Origin of the sequence: Solibacillus sp. FSL H8-0523 (assembly GCF_038051985.1) — a bacterium.
In the GTDB taxonomy this organism is placed as follows: Bacteria; Bacillota; Bacilli; order Bacillales_A; family Planococcaceae; genus Solibacillus.
The window spans coordinates 985,979-1,010,126 of record NZ_CP150291.1 but is presented as its reverse complement, the minus strand read 5'-3'; the positions used below and the strand labels follow the sequence as shown (position 1 = coordinate 1,010,126).

Genomic DNA, 24,148 nt, shown 5'->3' with positions numbered 1-24,148 from the left:
AATGGTTGCGAGTTATTCGGTGTGTGGTGGTAGAGTTTTTGTAGGTAGCTGTAAGTGGGATTGTAGTGTAAGTTGTATGTTGTGTAATTCGGCTTCGTCTAAAAAATAATAATAGATGCCATCGACTGTTTTGCCGGCACCTTGTGTGAAATAATATTGCTCTAAATCTTGAAAGCTCGTCATAAAATCTTTGCGGAGCGCTAGTAACGTGTCAAAGGATAAATTCATTTCGACGTTTTGTTCCATCACGTCAATAATTTTTGAATAATGCCGCACCGTTTGAAGCTTTGTGGCCTCATTCATCAAAGCTTTGATTACGTCCTTTTGACGGTTTTGGCGACCAAAATCACCTTGTGGATCGTCATACCGCATACGCACATAGCTTAGCGCACGATCCCCGTCTAATGAAATCGCCCCTTGCGAAAAATTTTCCCCAGCCGAATGAAAGGCAAAAGCATTCTCGACCTCAACGCCTCCAATGGCATCAATGATCTGTGTAAAACCTTCCATATTGACCTTGACCGCATAATCAATCGGGATTTCAAGTAGTTGTTCTATGGTTTCGACGGTTAATAACGTACCGCCGTAAGCATAGGAATGATTAATTTTATCAGACATTTGGCGTTCAAAAATCTCGACATGCGTGTCGCGCGGAATGCTCAGAAGCTTTGCTGATTGTTCGCTTGGGTTGATGGTGCAAATGATGATGGTATCTGCACGCCCTTTGTCTTCCCCCCGTTCATCGACACCTAAAAGGGCGATTGAAAAAGGACTTTTTTCTTGTTTTGAAAGTTTGACACTGCGCTGCGGGAGTTCTTCATTTGCTCGTAAAGGTTGATACATGTTCGTCGATAGCTGCTCCACTTGTTGTGCAGTACTCGCCGCAACAAGTGTAACCACACACAGACAACCGACGAGTAGGACAACTGGCCATTTGAATAAACGTTTCATCCATGCCTCCAAGTTTTGTGATTGCTAGGGAATGTGACGAGTGCCTCCTTTCTTACGTGCTGGAAATTAAATCTCTAATGAATAGTATAGTATTGGAAGTGGGGGAATATTCCTAGGGAGGGGAAAATTCACAAAAAAAAAAAAAAACAAAAGCATTGAAGAAATTTTCATTCCTCAATGCTTTTGGTAAAGTTACTAAATGGCTATTCATCTAGCGACTTTTTTTGGTTTTTGTTGCCTTATGTATGGTGTGTTATAAGACCACGCTAGTTTTTATTGTAATTTATTTACTTTGAGGTGGCAATGAAAGAATTTATTAGATTTGATATTCTTTTCTTAATAGAACCGTAAGCACATACACGTGTTAATTAGCCAAATTCATCCAGTATTTATTTGATAAAGCACCCGATAAAATTTGAGTATTTCTCTGAGATCAATCTGCCTTTCAATTGGCAGGGTAGCACAAAGAAACTGGCTGAATACCGTATTTTTGATCGTGCCAAGTGTACAAGTAAAATCAGCCACAATGTTCGAGCCTTCAACAGCCGTTCTTTTCAAGGGCTTTTGACGGTTTAACTGAATATTATCCTTTAAGCGGAGGACAAAATCTTGTTTCGTTGACCCATAGCGATCAGCCTTATCAATTGAAAAATATGAACGATCTGCGACGAGTATTAAACGCTTATCTTTGAGTTCTACACCAATAGGGTCATCGTGTTTCAAGCCCGTTGTTTCAACGATTTGAAGGGGCATTCCTGTAGTATTTGTCAAGCGAACGTGCAGTTTAATTCCTGAACGATAACCGTGATAAAGCACCGAGGGTAAACGGTTTAATCGACCAACAATCAACTCAAAAACTCGTTTGACGATGAGGTAATTCAGTTCGCCCAAACGTTTGCATAGCGTGGGATAATTCACGAATTTTAAGCCTTTCTCGGTTGCCACATCCGAAGCTGATCGTGAACTTTTCCATTCAAATGTAGCAGCGCCAACTAATTAGTTTTTAAGTGTTGATACCTCACATTTCCGAGCCGTATCTTCAAAACCGAATTCAGCGAGAATTCCTTTGATTTCTTCCTGTGAAATAAAGTTTTGAAGAAATTTAAAAATCGTGGTAACCTTAGCCATGAAAGATTCTCCTCGTAAAAGTTGGTGTTATAACTTTACATTTTACATGGAATCTCTCTTTTTTATTGAATTTTACTGGTAAAAATTATTTAATCAACAGGCGTGTTATATTTTATTACTTTTGTTCTATCATTATTACCTTTTGTACAATCTACAACTTAGACATAACTATTTCAATCGTATACCTTCTGATTTAGCAACACTAAAAACGGTTGACCAAATAATTTTTAAATCCAAAACCAGGCTTTGATGATCAACATAATATTTATCATATTGTACTTTCTGTTCATCAGAAATTAAATCCCGCCCCATAATCTGAGCATAACCTGTCAAACCAGGTCGAATATCATTAACTCCTACTTTGTTTCTCATTTCAATCAAATCATATTGATTATATAACGCTGGCCGTGGACCTACAATTGACATGTCCCCTTTAATTATATTAAATAGTTGTGGTAATTCATCTAGACTTGTCTTGCGAATAAAACGTCCACTTTTGGTAATAAATGTAGATGGGTCACCTAATAGCTCGGTAGATACATTTGGGGTGTCTGTTCTCATAGAGCGGAATTTGTAGATTTCGAATAAATTGCAGTCTTTTCCCGTACGTTTTTGTTTAAAAAAAACAGGACCTTTTGAATCTTTTTTTATCCATATCGCAACAATTAGCATAGGAATTGAAAATACAATAATGGCTATCCCACTCAGAATAATATCTATAATTCGTTTCATAACTCTACCTTTCTAGCAACTTATAATTGCATAGTTTTTATAATTGATTGATTTACTAAATTTACATCGTACTTCTCACGCGCTAACTTTAAGCTAAATTTCCCCATATTTAAACTTAGTTCACGATTTAAAATAGTTTTTTCCATTACTTGAACTAAACTATGTACATCTCCCACTTTTACCAAGTACCCATTTACCCCATCTTCTACTGTTTCTCTACACCCAGGAGCATCTGTAGTTATAATTGAACGTTCCATAGCCATAGCTTCCAATATAGTTTTCGGGGTACCTTCATGATATGAAGGTAAGACAAAGGTACTACTCATAACTAAATAAGGTCTAACATCTTTTTGTTCACCAAAATACTCAATAATGTTGGAATCAATATATGGCTGAAGCTCTTCAGGCTTTAACGCAGAAGGGTTAGTATCAAAGGGACCTAGTAGTAAACATCTAACTTGCGGATATTGCTGTTTTATTCGCTTACAAGCCTCTAAATATTCGATAATACCCTTATCCTTTATAAGCCTTCCTATAAACAAAAATGTAGCTAATTTAGGTTGTTCAACAGGTTGGAACCTATCTAAATTAACTCCTGAACCATTAATAATTGTTGTTTTACTTTCAGCAACTAACTTATTTTTAATAAACTCATTTTTATCATCATTATTTTGAAAAAATACCTTTTTACTAAAATGGCACGCAACACGATATTGATTTTCCATTACAATCTTTATCAATTTATTTTTTAGACCTGTTCCTCTAAAAATAGAACCTAAGCCTGCTATTAAGGGATAAAATTCCGTTATATTACTTTGTTTAGCAGCTATACTGCCATAAATAATACTTTTTGCTTGATACGCGAAAACTTTATCTGGTTTTTCTTCTTTAAAAATTTTCTTAATTACGTTCATCGTTTTAATATCTTTTAAGGGATTAATTCCATTTCGTTGCACAGGAATTTGTCTATACTTAATCCCCTGTTCCTGAAATTTAAATGCCCATTCTTTCATCGGCTCTGAGCCAATTGCAATTACTGTATGTCCTGCTTCCATGAAGCTTTTCATCATGTCCATACGAAACCAAAATAATGATTGTGTATGACTTGATAAAACAATAATTTTCATAGAGATTCCCCACTCTTTTTCACTTTATACTGCCTTATCTCCTCTAAAATTCCTTGCTCAAAAGTCATTGGTTTATATGCAAAGTCCTGTTTTGCCTTTTCATGAGAATAGCTTCTATTTTCTGCCATTCTTTGCACCTTTTCGATTAAATCTATTTTACTTAATGATAAAGTTTTAACTACTCGAGCACCAATAAGACCTAAAGAAAGAGGTACGCTAATAAAATGAATTTTTTTATTTAAATTCAAGGCTATGGACTCTAAAGCTTCTTTCAAAGTTATCGGTCTATCCCCTGTTAAATCGTAATCTGTACTTTTGTTTATCTTTGTCAATGCTGTATAATAGGCTTTCCCTAAATCTCTGGCATTAACAGGTTGAATCAAACTGTTTCCATTGTCAATTATAGGTACAAATTTAACCTTATCCACTAGTTTAATGAATTTACTCATATTATGATCACAAAGATCACCATAAATCATTGAAGGTCTTAAAATAACTACATTCATTGGATGATTAGCAATATGTAGAGTTTCTTGTATATCTGCTTCAATTTGCTTATATCCAGCAGATGCTTCTTTAAATTTAGAATAAATTCCTGTGGTATGAACTAGCACTACCTTAGAAACATTCTTTTTTAGCGCTACATCAATAATACTTCTCGAATGATGAATGTTATAAATATGTACTATTTCAGTTACCCCTTCAATGGCTTTTACTAAAAAATTTTTATCATTTAAATCCCCTTTTAAAACTTCTATATCTAATGATGTATTTTCTAATTTAGCTATATTGGTTGTTTCTCTTACCAAACACCTGATTTTTCCAATATAATCATTTGCAATTAATTCTTTTAAAAAATATTGGCCTGTATGACCCGTAATTCCCGTTACAAGTAACATATTTTCACATCTCCTTTCTATTTATGCATAATAAAAAGCTATTTAGTATTGATAAGTTTCTTTATCATATCTAAATAACTTCTCCTTTTAACTAATAATTACAACCTCCAAGCACAAATTGCTTCAGGCTTTTCTTCTAAAGGTAAAACAGATTTAATATCTACAATTAAATTACTTGATTCATTTAACAACTTAGTTAAGTTCCAACTCTGCTCCACATATTTTTTATGTGGTACTGCTAAAACTAAAGCATCTGCTAATTTTAAGTCTACCTCTTTCACTAAATGAACACCGTATTCTTCAAATGCCTCTTCAGTATCAGCCTCTGGATCCGTTATTTGTACATTAATACCATAGTCTTGGAGCTCTCTAATAATATCAATTACTTTAGAGTTACGTAAATCTGGTACATTTTCTTTAAATGTTAAACCTAACACAGTGACAGTAGAGCCTTGGATTGTTGAACCTTGTTTAATCATTTGCTTCACTAATGATTGTGCTACAAATGCACCCATGCCATCATTAATCCGACGCCCTGCTAAAATTACTTCTGGATAGTAGCCTAATGATTCAGCTTTATGTGTTAAGTAGTACGGATCTACACCAATACAGTGCCCTCCTACCAAACCTGGTGAGAAGTTCAGGAAATTCCATTTAGTCCCTGCTGCATTTAACACTTCTGATGTGTCAATATCCATACGATCAAAAATTAATGCTAACTCATTCATTAATGCAATATTAACATCACGTTGAGTATTTTCGATTACTTTCGCCGCTTCAGCTACTTTAATAGTACTTGCTTTATAAACACCAGCTTCTACAACACTGCCATAAACTTCTGCTACAACTTCTAGTACTTCTGGTGTTTGTCCTGAAACAACCTTTTTAATTTTTGTAAAGGTATGCTCTTTATCTCCTGGATTAATACGTTCTGGTGAATAGCCAACGAAGAAGTCTTCTCCGCATCTTAATCCAGAAACTCGCTCTAGAACAGGAATACATTCATCCTCTGTTACACCTGGGTACACTGTCGATTCATATACAACAATTGTCCCTTTTGTTAAGCCTTTACCCACAGTTTCAGAAGCCTTTAATAATGGTGTTAAATCTGGCGTGTGATATGCATCAATTGGTGTTGGTACTGCCACAATAATAAAATCTGTTTGCTGTAAATCTTCAAACTTATTAGTATAGTGTATTATCGCTTGTTTTAAATCTTCTGGTGTCACTTCGTTTGTATAATCAATATTTTGTTTTAAGGTAGCAATACGATATTCATTAATATCAAAACCTACTACCTCATGTTTTTTACCAAAAGCTACTGCTACAGGTAAGCCTACATAACCTAATCCAACAACTGCAATTTTTCTATCCATGTCTTTAAGACTCCCAACTAAAATTAAAGTTTAATTTTATAGTAACCTACATACCATTTAACAAATTCGCCTACGCCATCTTTAATACTCGTTTCTGGCTTGAAATCAACAGCATTATACAAAGCATCTACATTTGCATATGTTGCAGGTACATCACCAGGTTGTAGTGGCATCATATTTTTAATAGCTTTTTTACCAACATGCCCTTCAATAGCCTCAATAAAATCTAGTAACTTCACCGGGCTATTATTACCGATATTGTATATTTCATAAGGTGCAAAACTTGTAGCCGGGTCTGGATCTTTACCAGACCATTTTGGATTACGTTGTGCGGGCTTTTCAACTAAACGTGAAATAGCTTCTACAATATCCTCTACATATGTAAAATCACGTAGCATGTCACCATTGTTGTATACATCAATAGGCTTACCTTCAATAATATTTTTAGTGAATTTGAATAATGCCATATCTGGACGTCCCCATGGACCATATACTGTAAAGAAACGTAAGCCCGTTGTAGGGAGATCATATAAGTTACTATATGTATGCGCCATCAACTCATTGGATTTTTTCGTTGCGGCATATAAGCTAAGAGGATGGTCGATATTGTCATGCACTGAGAATGGATAAGATTCATTTGCACCGTAAACCGAGCTTGAAGAAGCATAAATGAAGTTTTTAATATCATTATGGCGGCTAGCTTCTAGTACATTCATAAATCCAACTATGTTTGAATCAATATAAGCCATTGGATTTTCAATTGAGTAACGTACTCCTGCTTGCGCTGCTAGATTAACTACTACTTGAGGTTTTTCTGTCTCGAAAATAGTATTGATAGCATCCCGCTCTACCATATCTACTTTATAAAAAGTCATACCTTCAATCTGCTTTAAACGATCTGCTTTTAATGAAACATCATAGTAGTCATTTAAATTATCAATACCAACTACTTCATAACCTTTTGCTAAAAATTTCTTTGCTAATGTTGAACCGATAAAACCCGCTGCACCTGTGATAAGGATTTTCATACTTAAACACTCCTTATAAATTATAAATAGAAATATATTGTTTTATCATTTTTTCAATAGAAAATTGTGTTAATACATCATCACTAAAGTTTCTATCTTCTTTTATTACAGTTTCTATAGCTTGCTTCAATGAAGTAGGGTTTTCACTTTCAAAAACTGTTCCATGCAAAGCAAATATTACTTCTTTTAGACCTGTAATGTCATTACCAATTACAGGTAATCCTGTAGCGGCTGCTTCTACTGTAACAAGACCAAAGCCTTCCCAATATGAAGATAAAACAAAAACATCCGATGATTTTAATAAATTCGGTACATCCGATCTATTTCCTAAAAAATATACATTTGAATACTTTTTAGTTTTTACATATTCTTCGTAATAAAGTTTGTTTTTGCCTTCTCCAATTAATAACAATTTATACTTTCCATCCAACATACTATGTGCATCAATTAAAGTTTTATGGTCCTTAGAATCTTTAAAGTTTGCTACCATAATTAATAAAATATCACTTTCCGTAAATTCTGAAGATATCTCGTCTTTTTTATATTTTTTAGCATTTTTGTATAAATTAAGATTAATTCCATTAAAGATCACTATTACTTTCTCTTTTAAAAAGGGATAAACTTCAACTAAGCTCTCCCTTACACCATTGCTTATAGCAATTACACTTGAATATTTTTTATAACTCCACTTATCTATTATTCTCCCAAAAAACTTTGCTCTCCTACGATTATACGTACTATGCTCGGTTGTTATATATTTTATTTTATTTTTTAAATTAGTAGTTGCAAGTACAGTAAAAAATTGGGCTCCAAACAAATGAGTATGAATGACTTCATAATTATTTTGTTTAATCACACGCCTTATTAATTGGATTTGTTTCACTGAATAAACTTTATTAATATTTCCAACAATAACTTGATCAGCGTAAATTTCTAATTCTCTATAATTGTACATATCAACATTCGATAAAACTAATACATCGCAAGTCATATTATTTTTTTTTAATTCTTTAACTGTTTCAACAAGTAGTGTCTCTGCTCCACCATTCCCCAGAGTAGGTATAATATGTAGTATCTTTGACATTGATTTAGTCATCCTTTTTATCATCTTCAACTATTTGAGCGTAAAAATAATTTCTTCTTTCATCTAGTTTATCAAAAGAGTAACTAGCAGCTTTTTCAAATGTTTCTCTAACAATAGTTTTATAATCTTCCGCATTTGCAAGAACGTTATCGATTTTGGTAGCCATTAATTTAAAATCACCATATTCAATCCGTTGTTTTTCTGGTACTAACGTTTTTAACCCACCAGCTGAACTTGAAATCACTGGGCAGCCTGTAGACATAGCCTCTAAGGTTGCTCGAGGTAATCCTTCAGTTAAACTTGGTTGAAGGTATAGATCCAGGCTGTTTAACCACATAAAAAGTTGTTCCCTATCTGACATAACACCTAGAAATTTCACTTGTAATTCTATATCTAAACTTATTGCTAATTTTTCTAACTCTGTAGTATCTCCTCTGCCAACTACTTCTAAAATTACATCAGAATTACATAAAGCAATTGCTTTAATAGCTGTATCAATGCCCTTTATTTTATTATGTGTGTAACCAATTAAACCGAGTTTATATGGTTTAATAATAGGCTTTTTTAATCTCCGTTGTAAGTTTTCGTAATTTATTGACACTCTCGCACTTGGACATACTAAAATTTGGGCAAACTTATTAGGAGGATATCGTTCAATTAAATATTGATCTACATATTGAACATAATCTGCTCTTTTAATTGCTTTTTTAAAGCACACTTTAAGAAATGGTGCTAAAAAATATTTTTTATATGAACCTATATTCCTCCAAATATCATAATAACATCCACCTACGTAAAAAATAGATTTTTTTTTGTATTTTTTCGCAAAAAATTGACCAATCAAACCATTGAAACCAAAATTTATTACCATATCACAGTCTTTAACAGCTCTTTTAATTTGCTGAACCAAATTTTCCCCTCTTCTATTTACTAAAATTAACTTATTGCTAGAAGGCAATTCTAAATTAGAACCATCAAATTCTGTTTTTTGTGCGACAACAATAATTTCCTCAAAATGGTTATTCATAGTTGTTATATGTTGAAGATTAGCAATCGAGAAAAAATTCATTCCATTATTTTCATAAAATCCATTATCGGTAATAAAAGCTAATTTCACAATACTTTCTTCCTTTTTTTAAGTTTTTTAACAATACCACTATATATATATTCAATCTCTTTCACCTTAAATATTTTTAAAATTAAAAAGTAAATAATCACAAAAAACATATTAATAATGAAATAAATTCCTAAATTAATATCCATATCCTTAGTACAAATATTTAACAATTCATACCAAACAATATGTATAGCGATGCTGGTGATCACTATTATTGTTAGGGGTCTAAATCTAAATGATTTTAATTTTGATTTTAACCGATATAACAACCAAAATGTTGTTATAATTGCCGCTAAAGATGTTGCAAAAGCCAATCCTTTATGTTCAAAATACTTAACTAATACAATACTTAAAATAATATTTATGACTACCAAAAAAAAGCTATTTATAAAAGGCGTTTTTGTATCTTGAAAAGAATAAAATACCTTGTCCAAGAAAGTTCTCAGAGAAAAAGCAAGTAAACCTATAGAATAATATTTTAACGCTTCACTGGTTATCAAAGTATCTTCTTTTATAAATGCCCCTCTTTCAAACAACAGTTCTATTATTAAATATGAATAATTAAATACAAAGAACATAATTGGTGTCATCAATATCACTATACTATTTATTGACAAGGTAGTAATTTTGTTCAGTTCTTCATAATCCTTTTTTTGCACTTTTTGTGATAATAAAGGGAATAAAACGGTAGAAATAATTACAATAAATAACGAAATTATAATTAAATTAACCCTTGAGGAATATGCAAGTGCCGAAACTACACCCTCACTAACTTTAGTAGCTAACATTTTATCTATCAAATTATTTATTTCTATAATTGATACACTAAACAAAATAGGCGGTGCTAATTTTATTATATTTATTATATATTCATCTTTAATGTTTATGTGAGGTACATACTTAAACTTTAATTTTCTGAGAGTCCATTGTTGCAACAGAACTTGAGAAACTACAGCTAATACAGATGCAACCATTAACCCCTCAATTCCGTATATACTTGAAAAAAATATCAAATAAAATATATATACTAGATTAAATGGCAAGTCTGTTATAGCAGATTCAGTAAATGATCCCTCACTTTGAAAATAACCTCGATTAATACCTGCAGCAGCTGAAAAAATAACTACCCAAATACCAATTTTTACTAGTTTGGCTACAAATTCTATTTGCACATTATTTAACCCAATACCAATCATACTCACTATTGTTTCTGCCAACAAATAAACGGCGATAATAATAAGAATAGAAAAACCTAGTGATAATCCTTTTAAATTTGAAATAAATTTCATTTTAATTTCATTGTCATTTATTTTGGCTAATATCGGTATTAAAGTCGTGCTTATAGTCGCTGTTAACATTACTTTGAAAAGTGCTAAAATACCTAGTGCTAAATAAAATGCATCTGTAAAAAATGTTGAACCAAAATAGTTAGCAATTAATACTTCTCTAAAAAAACCCAAAAATTTGGATCCCACTGAAAAAAGCATTAGTATAAGAATAGTTTTTAAAATGGTTTTAACTCTCACCACATTTACCTACTTTTTCTAAAACAATCACTTGTTTCGATTTATTCTTTCTCTTTGTTATTATTTTAAATTCCCTACTTAAAGAGTTGAAAATTAAGAGCAAAACTAAAAACAGTAAATTTTGTCCTATTAAAGGAGTTAATAAATTAGCTAAATCTGCTCTTAATGAATACATAAATATTGGAATAGCAGATAAATAATATACGAAAAAATATACATTAATTTTACTCGTTCGATAAAGTAACTTCATAATTAGGCCAATAGACACTGCTATGAATACTATACCACTATATCCATTATTCAAATAACCTTCAGCTAAAATTGAAAATCCCTGTCCAGCTCTATTTTCTTCAAAAAATGTACTGTTATACCAACTCATTATTGATGGTGCAGTAAAAATAGAGTCTAAATTTAAACCTCTAATTATACCCCATATATAGCTTTGTCCACCAAAATATGAATTGTACTCACTTAGTAAAATTATTTGTAAATTCTTAGATGCTGAGGCAAATTCAGAATTAAAAAGACTTAATAAAAAATTCCCATCACTTTTTGAAACATTTCCTGTCAAACCAAAATATTTAAATTTAGCCATTAGTGGAATAAGTAATAGAGAAGAAATGCCCATTATTATTGTTAACAAGTTTATTTTTTGTTTCGCACTAAAAATATAATATAAAAATAAAATTACAATTAACCCTCTTAAAAATAAATCTCTTTCTCCAGAGTAATAAAAAATACCAAAAGTAATGAGTATAAAAGCGAAAAGTTCCTTATTATTGAATTTTTCATTTTTAATAAATGTTATAGTTTGATTTATTGCATAAATAATCATTAATAATAAAATTACCCTAAAGCCTATTTGCACGATAGGGGAGCCTTGTTCATAGATCTGTACTTTGTGAGAATAACCTTTGAAAATCACTTCTAGCACAGACATACTTACCAAAATAAGTACCACATAAAAAAGAGTTTTATTTCTTTTTTCAAATGCTAACTTAAATACATTTTTATGAAAACTAATTCTTGTAGGTCCTACAATAACAAGAATAATACTTAAAGCAATTATTTGAACTAACATTAGGCTTTTTGTGTATATATATATATCGTAAGTAGATTCAAATAAATATGTAACTGGATATCCAATAGCGTATAAAGTATACACAATAGAATACCAGGTATATGGATGTGCTAAATCTCCCCGTACTAAGACGACTGCTATAATTGGAAGTACACAAAAATAGATAATATTCATTAAAACACTATCCGTAAAGTAAATTCCTACACTAGATAGACATATTGCCATTAATAGAGTAACATATTTCAACCCTATACTTCTTTCCATGTTGTTCTCCATTCAAAATATTATTAATAAATAATACTTTCTCTAAATTTTTTTGTGTTTTCTCGCCACTCCCCATTAGCAACCCCAACAACTCTCCCCTTCAACTCATCAAGCTTCACCTGTTCTAGCTCTACTAAAAAACCAACTAGCTGTTCTTCCTCCATACAATTCGCCTTCCCAACATGGATCTTCGGATAAATATTCTGCTCCTGAATCTCCTCAGGGTTGAGTAGCTCCTCATACATCTTCTCACCAGGGCGAATGCCGGAAAATTCAATGTTAATTTCATTTTCCGTATGGCCTGAAAGTCGAATGACGTTTTTTGCAAGATCGACAATTTTCACTGGCTCCCCCATATCGAGGACAAACACTTCGCCACCTTTTGCAAGTGAACCTGCTTGTAGTACTAAACGGCTCGCTTCTGGAATGGTCATGAAATAACGTGTCATATCAGGATGTGTGACCGTTACTGGCCCACCTGCTGCAATCTGCGCTTTAAAGCGAGGCACAACTGAACCTCGTGATCCAAGGACATTACCAAATCGAACTGCGGCAAAAGTTGTTTTACTGCGGCGTGCTAAATCTTGAATAACCATTTCTGCAATACGCTTCGTAGCACCCATGACGTTCGGCGGGTTAACTGCTTTATCTGTTGATACAAGTACAAAGTTTTTCACGCCAAACTCATGTGCAGCTTCAGCAACATTTTTTGTACCAAAAATATTGTTCTTCACCGCTTCACGTGGATTATACTCCATTAACGGTACATGCTTATGCGCCGCTGCATGGTAAATCACATCTGGTTGATGTTCGCTTACTACTTCGAAAATACGCTCACGGTCTTGTACATCCGCAATAACTGGCAGAATCGCTGTTTCACCTATGTACTTTTCTTGCAGCTCCATACTAATATTATAAATCGAGTTTTCACCGTGACCTAATAGTACAATTTTGGCAGGCTGGAATTTCATAATTTGTCGGCAAATTTCAGAGCCAATCGAGCCACCCGCACCTGTAACAAGTACAACTTTATCCGTCAACTTGCGAGAAATTGCTAGCATATCCAGCTGTACTTCATCACGACCTAGTAAGTCTTCGATTTTTACGTCCTGCATATCACTTACCGAAACCTTACCCGTCATGACATCTTCAATATTTGGCATAACCTTTACTTTGGCATTGGATACCGTACAACGCTCATAAAGAGTTTTCATATCAGCCTTCGATAATGATGGAATCGCGATAATAATATCATCGATTCCCTTATCCTTCACAATCGTTGCAATATCATTCGTTGTGCCAAGTACACGGACATCCATTAATTTTAAATAAATTTTATTGAGGTCATCATCGACATAGCCAACAATTTTATATTCGGTATATGGATTACGGCTAATGCTACGCGCAAGCATTGTTCCGGCTTGACCGGCACCAACAATCAGTACACGCTTCGTTTTGCCTTCGTATTTTAGCTCTCTTCGATCATTCAACATGCGTAATACGAAACGCGAGCCACCAATTAAAATAATATGCAATAGCCATGTAATTGTCATGACACGGAAATAGACATCCCCGTTAAGGATTCTTTGCATCAGCATCGCAATCGCTACTGAAATCGTTACCGCATAGCCGATAATGAGTAGCTCCTTAACCGAGGCAACAGCCCATACACGCGCATACAATTGATAAAAATGCGCAACAATATGATGTGCAACTAATAACGTAATTGCACTAATGAAAATCATTTTGTTTGAGTATAGCGAAACGGTTGGGTGCAATATCCAATAACTAATATAAATTGCAAACAAAACAATCACTGAATCTAAACTAAAAAAAACTAAATATCTTTTACGGTAATCCATTGTAATCCGTCCTTACCTCGAAGTTTGTTACTTCAAAACAACTGCCACCATTTTTTTGTAATTTGCTCTGGTTCTAGCATTATCATTTGCTTGTTTTCAATTATTCGCGCGTTATTTTCTAACAAAACATCTACTGCATTTAACTGTTTTTTCTTTTCTAAAACGTTGAGCCCTTCATCAAAAAGAAAAGGCCTTGTCGTCAGATTGTGTGCATCTGACCCATATGTATGGACTAAATTGGCCTTCACTAAATCCAGTGAAAGCTTTTGAATCGAGCTGCCAAAATGGCCAGCCAAACTACCAGCCGTTATTTGCGCAACGGCCCCTTCCCGTAATAGTGCCTCTAAGCGACTTGGCTTTTCGGCAATCGCTTTATTGCGCTCAGGATGGGCAATAATCGGTGTAATGCCCTGCTCTTGTAGCTGATTTATGACACGCTTTGTGTAATTGGGCACCGTGCTCGAAGGGAGCTCGAGTAATAAGTAATCGGAATTGGCTAATGTTAAAATTTCACCTTGCTCAAGTAGTGCCACGATATTTTCGACTAATCGTACCTCTTGCCCACAGTGAATTTGAAGTGGAATATTTCGTGTATTCAACTGCTCTTGCAGATGCGCTACTTGCTGAGTGACTACTGAAGATGAAACATTATACTGAGGATGAAAGCTATGCGATGTTGAAATGATTTGTGAAATCCCCTCATTTACTGCCTGTTCAAGCATGCTTATTGCTTCCTCAGCATCTTTGGGACCATCATCAACTCCATATAAAATATGACTATGAATATCAATCATCGTTTTCATCCTCCTTAAATGTTATTCTGCGTTTCCGTAATACTGGTAATAGTAATGATCTTTTTCTAATACAAAGTTATTTAGGATAACCCCTAAGATGTTAGCCTGAGAGCTTACTAACGCTTCCTTTGCCTTTAACACACCATCTTTTTCAGCCTTGCCTGAGTTGACAACTAATATTGTGCCCTCACACTTGTTCGACAAAATTTGTGCATCGGTTACCGATAAGATTGGTGGTGCATCAAAAATGACTAAATCATACATTGCTGTTAACTGTTCAATAAGCTGATCCATCATCTTTGAGCCTAGTAACTCGGCTGGGTTCGGTGGAATCGGTCCACTTGTAATCACGTGTAAGCCTTCTACCTCTGATTTATGTACGACTTCTTCAATTGAATGCTGACGTGTTAATAATGTCGATAAGCCTGAAGCATTACGAATGCCAAATGTATGGTGCGCTGTTGGCTTACGCATATCAGCATCTATGATCAACACCTTTTTACCAGATTGGGCGAAAACAACCGCGCTATTTGAAGACACCGTTGACTTTCCTTCCCCTGGTGTTGAAGACGTCACAATAATCGTTTTAATGTCCTGATCGGGCATAGAGAAATTAATATTTGTACGAATCGTTTTGAACTGTTCAGATATGACTGATTTCGGATTACGTACAGTAATCAGTTTACGTGCTAATGTTGTCTGCGTTGAATTGTTGTTCTTTTTGCGTTTAAACATTGTTTATACCTCAGCCTTTCTAACAGCTTCACGAGGGCTTCGTCGCTGCGAACTAATCGTTTCTGCAAATTCACTATCGCTAATCGGGCTTACTAATCCGATAATTGGTAAGTTTAATAATTGCTCTACGTCATCTTCTGTTTTAACCGTCGTATCTAAAAACTCTAGTAAGAACGCTAAGCCGACCCCAACCATTAAACCAAGCACTAAACCAATTGCCATATTTAACAGTTTGCTCGGTTTAATTGGGCTTGCATTTTCCATAGGTTCTGCTGGTGATAAGACGTTAACGTTATCTACATTCATTAATGAAGGTATTTTTTCTTTGAATACCTCTACCACTTCATTGGCAATGTCTACTGCAATATTGTACGTTTCGTCTTGTACACTAATATTTAACACTTGCGAGTTGTTTGAATTTGAAACGGAAATTTTACTTTTTAATTGTGCTGCACTTAAACCCATATCTAAATTTTCAGATACAACTGTTAAAATAGCAGGGCTTGTAATGATTTCGTTATATGTATTAATTAATTGCAGATTCGACTGAATGTCTGCTGTTGTTACTTGCTGCTGTGCAACTGTATCTTTTTTCTGATTCACTAACACCTGTGTCGACGCCTGATAAATCGGTGTCATTAAGAAAAAGCTGATGATTGCAGCGATTAAGGCTGCCCCAAAAGTACATAGTAAAATGAGTGGCATACGCTTTTTTAATGTTTTAAATATCTCTTGTAGGCTAATTGTTTCTTCCAAATCTGTGTCTCTCCCTTTTTAGCTATATAAATTTGCGGCTTCTCTCTTTATCGATGTTCGTTTGATTTACTTTAGCTTACTTAAAAGCTCCGATTTCAGCGAACTCTTCGTAGCAGCGTATTGATCTTTAAAGCTTTGTGCATGTGCTTTATCGAATTGATTTTTTTCTAGATCCGACTCTAAGCGTGCATATAATGTATTAAATGAGGCATCAATTGTACGTTCCATTGCTGTTGCCGCACCGTAATATTTTTGGTAGAAATAGCTATAGCTAATTGACTCGCCCGCCGCTTTTTTTGCACTATACTCGGCCTTTGCCTGATCGATTAAGCCGCCTAAACGACTTGTCGCCTGACCTTCTAATGCAACAAAGCTGCTTTCATAATTGCCTTTAATACTAGCTACTGTTACTTTAGGCGCTGGAGTTGTCCCAGTTGGCGTTGTAGGTACTGGCTTTGCAACGACTTCTTGATTTTCTGTAACAACCGTTACACCATTCTCTGTTTCTGTCACGGTTTGGCCAATTTTGATTGTTTCGTGCTCGATTGGTTCATGATTTTTATTTAAAACGGCTGTAATGACACCATCTTTTGTTTGTACGATGATCTCTTCGCCTTCGATTTCGAATTCATTTACAGAAAAATCTGTTGTTGTAGGTGCAACTTCTTCTATAATATTACCTTCTGCATCTAATACTAGTTTTGTGCCGTCTGGTAATTCTACTGTGATATTTTCGTTAATAATTTCATCGACCTGCGCATCGGCAACGTCGTATTCTTTAAATTTAAATTCATATAATACATAGCCGCCCCCTATTAAAACAAGGCAACCAATTATTAGGAGTGCATACTTTAAACCCTTTTTCAAAACCTTTACCTCCTATATTCTTCGAAAAGATTCATATAAATTCCCCAGAATTTTAGGTTCTGGGGAATTTAAGTTAATTAAATTTTATTTATAAATTACCGTATAAGTTACAGCAGATTTACCTGTACTTGATTTTGGAGTTACAGTTAAAGTAATTGGAGTGTTCTTAGTTTTGAAATCACCAATTTTAGTGATGCTTGTACCTTTTAGAGCTTCAGTAATAAATTCTTTCGCTCCGTCTTTCACATCGCCTTCTTCAACGTCATTAGTATCTTTATCAATAAATTCTGCAATTGTATAAGTTGCTGGATGGCCATTAGCATTAATCGTTATTGACTCGATTTCGTCAAATAATCTACCAGCATCACCATATTGTTTAGCATAGTCTACAACTAAAGATGTGAATTTTAGCTCTTTTTGTGTTGCTAAATCTTTTTTCACTTCAGAGATTTCATAGTCTCCGTTTGTAATAGTTAATGGAATATTTTGACCTTCAATTTTTCCAATTGTTAAATAGTTTTTATTTAACCCAGTTAATCCAGAGTTAATTTCCCCTGTTAAGAAGGTAACTAAATTTGCAACATCAAGAGTTGTTGTAGTTCCATCGCCAGCACCACCAGCGCCGCCGCCTGTAGCACCGCCACCGCCACCGCCTGCTGCAGGAGGTGTTGTAGCTGCAGGTGCATTTTCAACCTTAACGTTTGCTAATTGCTCTTTTACTTCCGCATAGTTAGCAATTACGTCTTCGATTTTCTTGCCAGCTGGAATTACTAATTTTGTAATTGTAGTATCTTTATCAATAGTGATTTTTGCATCACCAGTAATTGTTACAGTTTCAGCTGCAACGTTTGCTAATACTACATTACCAGCGATTACTAATTCTTCAGCGATTAAGTTTTGTAACGTCATACCTTTAGCTGTTTCTACTAATGGTACTTCTACGCCGTCTGCATCGAATGTTGTGCCTTCAGCAACAAATTTCGCAGATTTAACACCGATAATTTTACCAGTAACTAATGCTGCTACTGGAGTTACAGAAGCAACTTCTGCAGTTGTATATTCTACAACTAATGTTAATTCAGCATCTTTTAATGCAGCTGCGTTTTTAGCAGCGAAGAAACCAGTTAAGTTAGAAGCAACTTCTAATTCTTCACCAGCAACTAGTACTTTACCGTTTTCGATGCCTTTGATTGTCGCTTTTGTTTCTACAATATTTTTGTTAGCTGTGTATACGTCGTTCGCACGGATAACAAATGAAGCTAATTGGCCACGAGTTACTGCATCGTTTGGTGCGAAGCTAGTAGCTGTTTTACCTTTTGTTACTTCGTTTGCAAATAATGCAACGATTGAATCAGCATAAATGCTGTTCGCTGAATCTGTGAATGGGTTAACCGTTTCACCAGCTTTTAATTCAAATGCAAGTGCAATAATTTTTGCCATTTGACCACGAGTTAATGTACCGTTTGGACGGTATGTATTGTCCTCGAAACCATTAATGATGCCAGCTTCTGCTAATGCAGCGATTGGACCATAGTAAATGTTAGACTTTTGTAAGTCTTTGAAGTTCACATCTTTTACGTTTGTCGTATCAAGGCCTAAAACGTTTGCGATAATTTTCGCAGCTTGACCACGAGTTACTGATACGTTCGGACGGTATGTACCATCTTCAAAACCATTGATATGTCCTGCTTCCACCAATTTCGTGATGTCTGCATAGTGATCGTTTGTAGCTGGTACGTCTGAGAATGATTTTGCTGCTGATGCTTGTGGTGCTACTGCAACTACTGCACCTGCTGCCATTACCGAAGCAATTGCAACGTTAAAAGCTTTTTTCGTTGTTTTTTTCATAGTATTTCCTCCTAAGTTAAAAAATAAAAATCCAAACTTATTATACCACACAAATTTCATTATAGTTTTAGAAATAGGAATTTTTTGTCTCGAATTGTCGAAAAACCCCTTAATTCAATTAATTTCTAACAGAACCATCAATTTTCTTCTCTATTTTTGTCTAATATTACAGGAAACATCATATTATTACTACATAATTTGTAAAAATACTAAAAAAAACACACAAAAGCCTTAATCTGACACAGAATATAAATAATTCCGAGTAGATTAAGGCTTTTTTACTATTATTTCGCGTATTCGACTGAGCGTGTTTCACGGATAACCGTTACTTTAATGTGACCAGGGTAATCTAACTCTTCTTCGATACGCTTACGAATATCACGAGCTAGGCGATGTGATGCAAGATCATCAATCTTTTCTGGCTGTACGATAATACGTACTTCACGACCCGCTTGAATCGCAAATGATTTTTCAACACCATCATAGCTTTCTGAAATTTCTTCCAGCTTTTCAAGGCGACGAATGTAGTTTTCAAGTGTTTCACTACGTGCACCCGGGCGAGCGGCTGATAGAGCATCGGCTGCTGCAACAAGTACTGCAATGACAGAAGTTGCTTCTGTATCACCATGGTGAGACGCAATCGAGTTAATAACAACTGGATGTTCTTTATACTTCGTCGCTAATTCCACACCAATTTCAACGTGGCTACCTTCTACTTCGTGGTCAATCGCTTTACCGATATCATGCAGTAAGCCTGCACGACGCGCTAACGTGACATCTTCTCCTAATTCAGCTGCAAGTAAACCAGCTAAATGAGCAACTTCCACTGAGTGCTTCAATACGTTTTGACCATAACTTGTACGGTACTTCATGCGACCTAAAATTTTCATTAAATCAGGGTGTAGGTTATGAACGCCTACTTCAAATGTTGTTTGCTCACCTGTTTCGCGAATTTGTTCATCCACTTCACGGCGAGATTTTTCAACCATTTCTTCAATTCGTGCTGGGTGGATACGGCCATCTTGTACTAATTTTTCAAGTGCAAGACGTGCAGTTTCACGACGAATTGGATCGAAACCAGATAAAATAACGGCTTCCGGCGTATCATCGATAATTAAGTCAATTCCCGTAAGTGTTTCAAGTGTACGGATGTTACGACCTTCACGACCGATGATGCGACCTTTCATCTCATCATTTGGTAGGTTTACAACGGACACTGTTGTTTCAGCAACATGGTCTGCTGCAAAGCGTTGTAATGCAAGCGATAAAATCTCGCGTGCCTTTTTGTCTGACTCTTCTTTCGCGCGTGTTTCTGATTCCTTCGTCATGACAGCGATATCTGTAGTTAGTTCATTTTCAACTTCCTTCAGAATAATCTCTTTCGCTTCTTCACGAGTAAGAGCAGCAATACGCTCAAGCTCTGTTTTTTGACTTGCGACTAATTGTTCTACTTTGCTTTCCATCTGTTCAATCTGCTGTTGTCTGTTTGCTAGAGCCTCTTCCTTACGCTCTAGACCTGTCTCTCTCTTGTTCAGAGCATCATCTTTGCGGTCCAGATTTTCTTCTCTTTGCAATAAACGATTTTCTTGTTTCTGAAGCTCATTACGGCGTTCACGAATGTCGTTTTCCGCTTCAGTTCGAAATTTGTGAGTTTCATCTTTTGCTTCAAGTAGCGCTTCTTTTTTCAATGCATCTGCTTCACGTTTCGCTTCATCCACGATTTGCGCAGCAACATGCTTTGCACCAGTCACTTTTGATTCATTCACGTTTTTCATGTAGAAATAGATAACAGCGACACCGACAGCGAATCCTAGCAAAGCAGGGATAATCATATCCATCTTATCGTTCCCTCCTAAGCTTATAACTATATGTCTGATGTTCTTCTAGTCGGCCTAATATGTTTCGTTTCAAACATACTGCCTATTTCATTTCAAAATTTAGAAATTATACATTTTTAATTGTATAGTTCCCTTTTGGGTATGTCAAGAATAGCCATGTTCCCAAGACTTTTTATATCTTAATACCCGTGTTTTTTGGGAACGCAGATTCATTCCATACTAATCTTATTTTATGAATAGCACAAACATTCTAACATCAATATGTAAAAAAAGACATGCCTTGGCAGTTTGCATGGCATGTCCCCTTCATTTTACTTTTTATCTTTATCTACTAATAAATCTAATTCTAATTCGCCGTCTTCTTCTTCAGCTGCATCATGTGCACCGATTGTATAGCCAATGTCGCCACCGATACCAAAGTTTTGTCGGATTTTTTCAGCAATTTCTTCACGAACTGCTGGGTTTTCTTTTAAGTAAGCTTTAACATTCTCACGACCCTGACCGATTCGTTCGTTGTTATACGAATACCAAGAACCACTCTTTTGAATAATTTCTAATTCAGCACCAATATCAACGATTTCCCCTTCTTTAGAAATCCCCTGGCCATACATAATATCAACTTCTGCTGTACGGAATGGTGGTGCTACTTTATTTTTTACAACTTTAATTTTTGTTTTGTTACCAACAATTTCTGTGCCTTGCTTAATCGCTTCACCGCGACGTACTTCTAAACGAATCGATGAATAGAATTTTAACGCACGACCACCAGTCGTTGTTTCAGGATTACCGAACATAACACCGATTTTTTCACGGATTTGGTTGATGAAGATCGCAAGTGTATTTGATTTGTTAATAACACCTGATAATTTACGTAATGCTTGAGACATTAAACGCGCTTGAAGACCCATATGTGAGTCACCCATTTCGCCTTCAATCTCTGCTTTTGGTACTAACGCTGCTACTGAGTCAATAACGATAATATCAATCGCACCTGAACGTACTAATGCTTCCGCGATTTCAAGCGCTTGTTCACCCGTATCTGGCTGTGCTAATAATAGTTCGTCAATATTAACGCCTAGTTTTTGCGCGTATACTGGGTCTAATGCGTGCTCAGCATCGATAAACGCTGCTGTACCACCATTTCTTTGAATTTCTGCAATGGCATGTAATGTAACTGTTGTTTTACCAGAAGACTCTGGACCATAGACTTCTACAATACGTCCACGTGGATAACCGCCCACACCTAATGCTGCATCAAGTGCGATTGACCCTGATGATGTTGTATCGATTTTGCGGTCTGAATTTTCACCCAACTTCATGACAGAACCTTTACCGAATTGTTTTTCAATTTGTTTTAACGCCATGTCTAATGCTGCTTTACGATCGCTCAAACTATTTCCTCCTTAAGAAAAAGCTTTATTTGTTATGTCTCTATTATACTTGCTAATGAGATAACATTCAAGAAAAAAGCGAACATATTTTCGCTTTTTATTTAAAACTCTCTTTTTGACCTATTTTAAACGATGAAATTTCCAATTTGCTTATCATTTGTTATTCTACAATTTTTTATACCCTAATTTCGAAAGCTCACGCATTAAATAACTAAATGTAAACTTTACCGCGCGTAAACGATTCGTATTACGTGCCCCTGATAATTGTAAGCGGTACGTTAACGGCAGATTGTCACCAATGCTAATACCAACCCATACTGTTCCTGCAGGCTGGCCGTCATGACTTCCCGGGCCGGCAACACCCGTTAATCCTACCCCGATATCTGTCCCAAACTTTTCGCGCACCTTCGAAGCCATCTCTGCTGCACATTCACTACTAACAACACCGTATTGGTCGATTACATGCGCAGAGATTCCTAACTGCTCGGTCTTCGCCTGCTCCGTGTATGTGACAACACCACCTACTAAAACTGAAGATACACCTGAGATTTCAGCAAGCTCCGATTGAAATAGCCCAGCTGTTAAACTTTCAGCAGCCGCAATCGTCAACTTATTTTCAAGCAACATATCGACAAGCTTCGAGGCAAGCGAATCGTCGTTCACCCCGTAGTGATATTCACCAACAATCGCTAGAATTTCACGTTTTTTCTCTTCGATTAAAATGTAGGCCTCTTGCTCCGTAGCCGCTTTTGCGGTAATTCGTAGCGTTACCTCACCATCCGCTGCGAGTGGGGCTACAGTTGGATTCGTTTGCTCATCTAAAATATGCTGTACACGTACTTCTAGCTCCGCCTCACCAATTCCATAAAAACGCAGAACATGTGACACAATGACGCCACCATCATGCAAGAGCGCTGCAAGTTTTGGCTTTGCTTCAAATTGGAACATTGGTTCAAGCTCTTTTGGCGGGCCTGGCAGTAGCATATAAAAACGATTTGCTTCTTTTAACAACATCCCCGGTGCCATCCCGTGATGATTCGTTAACACGTCACAGCCATCTAATACAAGTGCCTGCTTACGGTTATTCTCCGTCATTACACGGTTTCGCTTATTAAAAAACTGTTCAATCGCATGAAGCGCTACATCCTCCATAACAAGCTCACGCCCTAAATGCTTCGCGATCGTTTCTTTTGTTAAATCATCCTTTGTCGGTCCTAAGCCACCTGAAAAAATAATCAAATCCGCGCGCTGTTCTGCAATTTTTATCGCCTCTACTAAACGCGCCTGATTATCTCCTACCACCGTATGGTAATACACATTAATGCCGAGCTCTGATAATTGTCCTGAAATAAACTTGGCATTGGTGTTCGTGATTTGTCCTAATAGTAACTCTGAACCTACTGCGATAATTTCTGCATTCATTAAATATCCTCCTTTTAATTGGTTCAACACTTTAAATAGGGAATGACAATATTTAAAATAACATGTTGAGTTATTATTAGAATCCGTTTTGCTACGCTACGGGGCATGCTTTCCTGGGGGCGTGGCTCCAACTAAATGTGAAGTGCCTCTTACGGCGGCACTTCACATTGGATTTTCCGCGCACGCTATTCCCCAAGGAGTCCGCCCACTTCGCTTCGCGTCACTCTATTTCGATATTAAGTGCTAGCAGCAAAATTTTGCACTCAAATGTAAGACACTATTCGAAATCATTTTCTACTTATATTCGTAAAACTTTATTCGA

General features: G+C 35.6%; 21 protein-coding genes. All 21 read right to left on the bottom strand.

Annotation, left to right across the window (positions count from 1 at the left end; translation table 11 throughout):
• Nucleotides 1-12: 12 nt before the first annotated feature.
• Nucleotides 13-951, bottom strand: coding sequence for an LCP family protein (locus NSQ62_RS04725; protein ID WP_341322777.1), 939 nt, complete (start codon nucleotides 949-951; stop codon nucleotides 13-15).
• A 378-nt stretch (nucleotides 952-1,329) separates the two neighbouring features.
• Complete coding sequence (locus tag NSQ62_RS04720) at nucleotides 1,330-1,896, bottom strand: transposase (protein ID WP_341322776.1); 567 nt, start codon at nucleotides 1,894-1,896, stop codon at nucleotides 1,330-1,332.
• A 51-nt stretch (nucleotides 1,897-1,947) separates the two neighbouring features.
• Nucleotides 1,948-2,079 (bottom strand): hypothetical protein, encoded by a 132-nt coding sequence (locus tag NSQ62_RS04715; RefSeq protein ID WP_341322775.1) that lies wholly within the window; start codon nucleotides 2,077-2,079, stop codon nucleotides 1,948-1,950.
• A gap of 168 nt (nucleotides 2,080-2,247) precedes the next feature.
• The gene (locus NSQ62_RS04710) at nucleotides 2,248-2,811 is read right to left on the bottom strand and encodes a sugar transferase (protein ID WP_341322774.1); all 564 of its coding nucleotides are present in this window, start codon (nucleotides 2,809-2,811) and stop codon (nucleotides 2,248-2,250) included.
• Nucleotides 2,812-2,831: 20 nt separating this feature from the next.
• Nucleotides 2,832-3,938, bottom strand: a complete 1,107-nt coding sequence (locus NSQ62_RS04705; RefSeq protein ID WP_341322773.1) for a glycosyltransferase family 4 protein — start codon at nucleotides 3,936-3,938, stop codon at nucleotides 2,832-2,834.
• Nucleotides 3,935-4,837 (bottom strand): NAD-dependent epimerase/dehydratase family protein, encoded by a 903-nt coding sequence (locus NSQ62_RS04700; protein WP_341322772.1) that lies wholly within the window; start codon nucleotides 4,835-4,837, stop codon nucleotides 3,935-3,937. Before NSQ62_RS04700 ends, NSQ62_RS04705 begins: the two co-directional genes overlap by 4 nt.
• A gap of 98 nt (nucleotides 4,838-4,935) precedes the next feature.
• Nucleotides 4,936-6,213 carry a nucleotide sugar dehydrogenase gene (locus tag NSQ62_RS04695; RefSeq protein ID WP_341322771.1) on the bottom strand — a complete coding sequence of 426 codons (1,278 nt, stop codon included), beginning with the start codon at nucleotides 6,211-6,213 and terminating at the stop codon, nucleotides 4,936-4,938.
• A gap of 23 nt (nucleotides 6,214-6,236) precedes the next feature.
• Complete coding sequence (locus NSQ62_RS04690; RefSeq protein WP_341322770.1) at nucleotides 6,237-7,241, bottom strand: NAD-dependent epimerase; 1,005 nt, start codon at nucleotides 7,239-7,241, stop codon at nucleotides 6,237-6,239.
• Nucleotides 7,242-7,254: 13 nt separating this feature from the next.
• A complete protein-coding gene (locus NSQ62_RS04685; protein ID WP_341322769.1) occupies nucleotides 7,255-8,325 on the bottom strand; it encodes a glycosyltransferase in 1,071 nt (356 codons plus the stop codon).
• 4 nt (nucleotides 8,326-8,329) lie between these two features.
• Nucleotides 8,330-9,442, bottom strand: a complete 1,113-nt coding sequence (locus tag NSQ62_RS04680) for a glycosyltransferase family 4 protein (RefSeq protein WP_341322768.1) — start codon at nucleotides 9,440-9,442, stop codon at nucleotides 8,330-8,332.
• On the bottom strand, nucleotides 9,439-10,968 hold the full coding sequence (gene murJ, locus NSQ62_RS04675) for a murein biosynthesis integral membrane protein MurJ (RefSeq protein WP_341322767.1): 1,530 nt from the start codon (nucleotides 10,966-10,968) through the stop codon (nucleotides 9,439-9,441). The genes NSQ62_RS04680 and murJ overlap by 4 nt, the downstream gene beginning before the upstream one ends.
• Nucleotides 10,958-12,313, bottom strand: coding sequence for an O-antigen polymerase (locus NSQ62_RS04670; RefSeq protein ID WP_341322766.1), 1,356 nt, complete (start codon nucleotides 12,311-12,313; stop codon nucleotides 10,958-10,960). Before NSQ62_RS04670 ends, murJ begins: the two co-directional genes overlap by 11 nt.
• Nucleotides 12,314-12,336: 23 nt before the next feature.
• Nucleotides 12,337-14,175 (bottom strand): nucleoside-diphosphate sugar epimerase/dehydratase, encoded by a 1,839-nt coding sequence (locus NSQ62_RS04665; protein ID WP_341322765.1) that lies wholly within the window; start codon nucleotides 14,173-14,175, stop codon nucleotides 12,337-12,339.
• A gap of 32 nt (nucleotides 14,176-14,207) precedes the next feature.
• The gene (locus NSQ62_RS04660) at nucleotides 14,208-14,969 is read right to left on the bottom strand and encodes a CpsB/CapC family capsule biosynthesis tyrosine phosphatase (RefSeq protein WP_341322764.1); all 762 of its coding nucleotides are present in this window, start codon (nucleotides 14,967-14,969) and stop codon (nucleotides 14,208-14,210) included.
• Nucleotides 14,970-14,990: 21 nt separating this feature from the next.
• Nucleotides 14,991-15,704, bottom strand: a complete 714-nt coding sequence (locus NSQ62_RS04655; protein WP_341322763.1) for a CpsD/CapB family tyrosine-protein kinase — start codon at nucleotides 15,702-15,704, stop codon at nucleotides 14,991-14,993.
• A 3-nt stretch (nucleotides 15,705-15,707) separates the two neighbouring features.
• The gene (locus NSQ62_RS04650) at nucleotides 15,708-16,460 is read right to left on the bottom strand and encodes a Wzz/FepE/Etk N-terminal domain-containing protein (RefSeq protein WP_341322762.1); all 753 of its coding nucleotides are present in this window, start codon (nucleotides 16,458-16,460) and stop codon (nucleotides 15,708-15,710) included.
• A 66-nt stretch (nucleotides 16,461-16,526) separates the two neighbouring features.
• Nucleotides 16,527-17,327, bottom strand: a complete 801-nt coding sequence (locus NSQ62_RS04645) for a hypothetical protein (protein WP_341322761.1) — start codon at nucleotides 17,325-17,327, stop codon at nucleotides 16,527-16,529.
• An 84-nt stretch (nucleotides 17,328-17,411) separates the two neighbouring features.
• A complete protein-coding gene (locus tag NSQ62_RS04640) occupies nucleotides 17,412-19,175 on the bottom strand; it encodes an S-layer homology domain-containing protein (protein ID WP_341322760.1) in 1,764 nt (587 codons plus the stop codon).
• 284 nt (nucleotides 19,176-19,459) lie between these two features.
• The gene (gene rny / locus NSQ62_RS04635; protein ID WP_341322759.1) at nucleotides 19,460-21,013 is read right to left on the bottom strand and encodes a ribonuclease Y; all 1,554 of its coding nucleotides are present in this window, start codon (nucleotides 21,011-21,013) and stop codon (nucleotides 19,460-19,462) included.
• A gap of 311 nt (nucleotides 21,014-21,324) precedes the next feature.
• Complete coding sequence (recA, locus tag NSQ62_RS04630; RefSeq protein WP_341322758.1) at nucleotides 21,325-22,404, bottom strand: recombinase RecA; 1,080 nt, start codon at nucleotides 22,402-22,404, stop codon at nucleotides 21,325-21,327.
• 165 nt (nucleotides 22,405-22,569) lie between these two features.
• The gene (locus NSQ62_RS04625; RefSeq protein WP_341322757.1) at nucleotides 22,570-23,826 is read right to left on the bottom strand and encodes a competence/damage-inducible protein A; all 1,257 of its coding nucleotides are present in this window, start codon (nucleotides 23,824-23,826) and stop codon (nucleotides 22,570-22,572) included.
• Nucleotides 23,827-24,148 lie beyond the last annotated feature (322 nt).